8 protein-coding genes and 1 pseudogene are annotated in these 4,166 nt (G+C 67.7%); all 9 read left to right on the top strand.

Features of this window, described 5'->3' with window-relative positions; all coding sequences use genetic code 11:
* Positions 1-158: pseudogene (rplC, locus tag ACOJUJ_RS29625) on the top strand (50S ribosomal protein L3); the annotation flags it as partial.
* 13 nt (positions 159-171) lie between these two features.
* Positions 172-813 carry a 50S ribosomal protein L4 gene (gene rplD / locus ACOJUJ_RS29620; protein WP_420130539.1) on the top strand — a complete coding sequence of 214 codons (642 nt, stop codon included), beginning with the start codon at positions 172-174 and terminating at the stop codon, positions 811-813.
* On the top strand, positions 806-1,096 hold the full coding sequence (gene rplW / locus ACOJUJ_RS29615; protein ID WP_420130538.1) for a 50S ribosomal protein L23: 291 nt from the start codon (positions 806-808) through the stop codon (positions 1,094-1,096). Before rplD ends, rplW begins: the two co-directional genes overlap by 8 nt.
* A gap of 4 nt (positions 1,097-1,100) precedes the next feature.
* A complete protein-coding gene (gene rplB / locus ACOJUJ_RS29610; protein WP_420130537.1) occupies positions 1,101-1,946 on the top strand; it encodes a 50S ribosomal protein L2 in 846 nt (281 codons plus the stop codon).
* Positions 1,947-2,121: 175 nt separating this feature from the next.
* On the top strand, positions 2,122-2,409 hold the full coding sequence (rpsS, locus tag ACOJUJ_RS29605) for a 30S ribosomal protein S19 (protein ID WP_420130536.1): 288 nt from the start codon (positions 2,122-2,124) through the stop codon (positions 2,407-2,409).
* A gap of 21 nt (positions 2,410-2,430) precedes the next feature.
* Positions 2,431-2,790: a 50S ribosomal protein L22 gene (rplV, locus tag ACOJUJ_RS29600; RefSeq protein ID WP_420130535.1), complete on the top strand. Its 360-nt coding sequence runs from the start codon at positions 2,431-2,433 to the stop codon at positions 2,788-2,790.
* Positions 2,791-2,794: 4 nt separating this feature from the next.
* Positions 2,795-3,457, top strand: a complete 663-nt coding sequence (rpsC, locus tag ACOJUJ_RS29595; protein ID WP_420130534.1) for a 30S ribosomal protein S3 — start codon at positions 2,795-2,797, stop codon at positions 3,455-3,457.
* A gap of 12 nt (positions 3,458-3,469) precedes the next feature.
* Positions 3,470-3,931, top strand: coding sequence for a 50S ribosomal protein L16 (gene rplP / locus ACOJUJ_RS29590; protein ID WP_420130533.1), 462 nt, complete (start codon positions 3,470-3,472; stop codon positions 3,929-3,931).
* Positions 3,928-4,131, top strand: coding sequence for a 50S ribosomal protein L29 (rpmC, locus tag ACOJUJ_RS29585; protein ID WP_420130532.1), 204 nt, complete (start codon positions 3,928-3,930; stop codon positions 4,129-4,131). Before rplP ends, rpmC begins: the two co-directional genes overlap by 4 nt.
* Positions 4,132-4,166 lie beyond the last annotated feature (35 nt).

The raw sequence follows: 4,166 nt of genomic DNA, 5'->3' as shown, positions 1-4,166 counted from the left end.
TCATCAAGGGCAAGAAGATGCCGGGCCACATGGGCGACGTGCAGCAGACCGTGCGCAACCTGCTGGTGGCCAAGGTCGATGCCGAGCGCAACCTGCTGTACGTGCGCGGCGCCGTTCCGGGGCCGGTGAACGGCGTCGTGTTCGTCACCAAGCAGTAAGGGAGCGCGAGACATGCTTACGGCAAAGTACTTCAACGCCGCCGGCGAGCCCGGCGAGGCGTTCCAGCTCCCCGAGGAGCTTTTCGACGGCGTGGTGAACGACGCGGTGCTGCACCAGGTGATCAAGGCCATCCTGGCCAACCGCCGCCAGGGCAACGCCAGCACCAAGACCCGCGCCAACGTGTCGGGCGGCGCGCGCAAGCCGTGGCGCCAGAAGGGCACCGGCCGGGCGCGCCAGGGCACCATCCGCGCTCCGCACTGGCGGGGCGGCGGCATCGTGTTCGGCCCGCACCCGCGCTCGTACCACCAGGACGTGCCGCGCAAGGTCAAGGCGCTGGCCCGCCGCTCCGCCTTCAACAACAAGGCGCAGGACGAGCAGGTGACGGTGATCGAGCGCCTGGCGTTCGACGCCCCCAAGACCAGCCAGGCCGTGTCGCTGCTGGGCAAGATGGGCGTCGCCGACGCCAAGCGGGTGCTGGTGCTGACGGACGGGAACAACGAGACGGTGTTCCGCTCCTTCCGCAACCTGCCCAACGTGGAGGTTCTGCCCTTTACGCAGGCCTCGGCGTACGACGTGATGAAGGCGCGCCAGCTGGTGATCGAGGCGTCGGCCCTGCAGTCCGCGGCCCCCGCGGAGGAGGTGGTGAATGCGTAAGGTCAGCGAGATCCTGGTGAAGCCGCTGGTGACCGAAAAGTCGCACCAGCAGCTGGACCAGCACGGCGCGTACACCTTCGTGGTGGCCAACGACGCCAACAAGATCGAGATCGCCGACGCGATCGAGAAGCAGTTCAACGTGAAGGTGCGGAACGTCCGCACCATGCGCTACGCCGGCAAGGACAAGCGCATGGGCAAGTGGGTCGGCCGCAAGGCCGCCTGGAAGAAGGCCGTGGTCACCCTCGCCGAGGGCGACTCCATCGAGATCTTCGAGGGGGTGTAGCACAATGCCGACCAAGCAGTTCAGGCCCATGACGGCCGGCACCCGGTTTCGCTCGGTGAGCGACTTTGCCGAGGTGACGCACAAGGGCCGCCCGGAAAAGTCGCTTACCGAGGGCGCCAACGAAAAGTCGGGCGGTCGCAACCATCACGGCCACGTGACCAGCCGCCGCCGCGGCGGCGGCCACAAGAAGCTCTACCGCCTGGTGGACTTCAAGCGCAACAAGCCCGGCGTCGCCGGCAAGGTGGAGCGCGTGGAGTACGACCCCAACCGCACCGCCAACATTGCGCTGGTGGTGTACGAGGACGGCGAGCGCCGCTACATCCTGGCCCCCCGGGGGATCAAGGTGGGCGACCGCATCGAGCAGGGCCCGGGCGCGGACATCCGCGTGGGCAACGCCATGCCGCTGGCCGAGATCCCGCTGGGCACCACGGTGCACAACGTGGAGCTTCGTCCGGGCAAGGGCGGCCAGATGGCCCGCTCGGCCGGCGCCGGCGTGCAGGTGGTGGCCAAGGAAGGCGACCACGTGACGCTGCGCATGCCCAGCACCGAGGTGCGCCTGGTGCGCCGCGAGTGCATGGCCACCGTGGGCCAGGTGGGCAACGTGGACCACGAGAAGCAGTCCATCGGCAAGGCGGGCGCCAACCGCTGGCGGGGCAAGCGCCCCAAGGTGCGCGGCGTGGCCATGAACCCGGTGGACCACCCGATGGGCGGCGGCGAGGGCAAGACCTCGGGCGGCCGTCCCCCGGTTTCGCCCTGGGGCAAGTCCGAGGGCGTAAAGACCCGCCGGCACAAGAAGGCCAGCACCAAGCTGATCGTGCGCGGCCGCAAGCGCGGGCGGGCCACGAAGTAAGGTACGAAAGTACGAGAGTACGAAAGTACGCGTTCCGTACTTTCGTACTCCGTACCCTCGTACTCGCCGTTCAACCCAGGCGCGTCCACCACTGCGGGATCGCCCCGCACGTGGACTCCGCCCCCGGCACAGGCGCCGGGGGAAACGGGACTAAGAGCGAAGAAGGACATCCAGAATGCCGAGGAGTCTGAAGAAGGGGCCCTTCGTAGAAGAGAGCCTCATCAAGAAGGTCCGGGGGATGAACGAGCGCAACGAGCGCCGGGTCGTGAAGACCTGGTCCCGTGCCTCGACCATCACCCCGGAGTTCATCGGACACACGCTGGCCGTGCACAACGGCAACAAGTTCATCCCGGTGTACCTCACCGAGAACATGGTCGGGCACAAGCTCGGCGAGTTTGCCCCCACGCGGACCTTCAAGGGCCACGGTGGCAAGCTCGTCGACAAGCGCGCCAAGGCGCGCTAAGCGCGAGAGGAGACAAGACAAATGCAAGCTCGCGCAATGGCCCGCTCCGTCGGGATGAGCCCCCGCAAGATGCGGATGGTCATCGACCTGATCCGCGGCCGCGGGGTAAACGAGGCCTACTCGATCCTGAAGTTCTCGAAAAAGGCGGCCACCACGCCCATCGAGAAGACCCTGCGCTCGGCCGTGGCCAACGCCACGCAGAAGGCGGAGAAGGAAGGGTCTTTCGTGGACGTGGACGACCTGGTGGTCAGGGAGGCCTACGTGAACGAGGGGCGTACGCTCAAGCGGTTCAGCCCGCGCGCCATGGGGCGCGCCACGCCGATCCTCAAGCGCACCAGCCACGTCGTCATCGTTGTCGACCGCGCCGACCACAAGGAGTAACACCGTGGGACAGAAGACGCATCCGAGAGGGTTCCGGCTGGGCATCGTGGCCCCCTGGAAGTCCCGCTGGTACGCCGAGCGGAACTTCCCCAAGCTGCTGATGGAGGACGAGACCGTCCGCAAGTACCTTCACCAGCGCCTGGGCCATGCCAGCATCTCCGAGGTGGAGATCGAGCGCAAGCCGGGCAAGACCATCGTCACCCTGCACACCGCCCGTCCCGGCGTGGTGATCGGCAAGGGCGGCAGCGAGGTGGACAAGCTCCGTGACGAGCTGAGCCGCCTTTCTCCCGGCAACGAGGTCGCGATCAACGTCGAGGAGGTGAAGCGTCCGGAGATCGACGCCCAGCTCGTCGCCGACAGCATCGCGCACCAGCTGGTGCAGCGCGTTTCGTTCCGCCGCGCCATGAAGCGCGCGGTTCAGAACGCCATGCGCTCCGGGGCCGAGGGAATCAAGGTGCAGCTGGCCGGCCGCCTGAACGGCGCCGAGATCGCCCGCACCGAGGGGTACAAGGAGGGGCGGATCCCGCTCCAGACGCTGCGCGCCGACATCGACTACGCGCAGTCCACCGCCCGCACCACTTACGGCACCATCGGGGTGAAGGTGTGGGTGTTCAAGGGCGAGATTGTCGAGAACCGGCGCGGCCGGACCTACTCGACCGACGCGTAAGGAGAGGCAACGATGCTCGCGCCGAAAAGAGTCAAGTACCGTAAGCAGATGAAGGGCCGCATGCGTGGCAAGGCCACGCGCGGCAACTACGTGGCGTTTGGCGACTACGGCCTGCAGGCCCTGGAGCCCGGCTGGATCACCAACCGGACCATCGAGGCCGCCCGTATCGCCATGACGCGCCACATCAAGCGTGGCGGAAAGGTGTGGATCCGGATCTTCCCGGCCAAGTCCATCACCAAGAAGCCGCTCGAGGTCCGCATGGGCAAGGGCAAGGGCAACCCCGAGGCGTGGGTGGCCGTAGTCAAGCCCGGGCGCATCATGTTCGAGCTCGAGGGGGTGGCGCCGGAGGTGGCGAAGCGCGCCATGCAGCTGGCCGCGGCCAAGCTCCCCGTGAAGACCAAGTTCATCGTCCGCGAGCGCCACGAGGCGCCGGCTGCCGCCACGGCCGCCGCTGCCGAGGGAGGTGCCGCGTGAAGGGGAACGAAGTCCGCGAGCTGACGGACCAGGAGATCGCCGAGCGCATCGAGCAGCTCCAGGAGGAGCGCTTTCGCCTGCGCTTTCGCTCGGGCACGCAGCAGCTGGAGAACCCCATCCTGCTGCGTACCCTGCGCCGCGACATCGCGCGCCTCAAGACGGCGCAGCGCGAGCGTGAACTGAACGGGGGGACCCGCTGATGGCCGCCGAGAACAACCAGGCCGTGGACGCGCAG

The sequence above is a fragment of the Longimicrobium sp. genome (genome assembly GCF_048594345.1).
In the GTDB taxonomy this organism is placed as follows: domain Bacteria; phylum Gemmatimonadota; class Gemmatimonadetes; order Longimicrobiales; family Longimicrobiaceae; genus Longimicrobium.
Note: the sequence above shows the minus strand (reverse complement) of the source record. Positions and strands in the feature narration are given on the sequence as shown.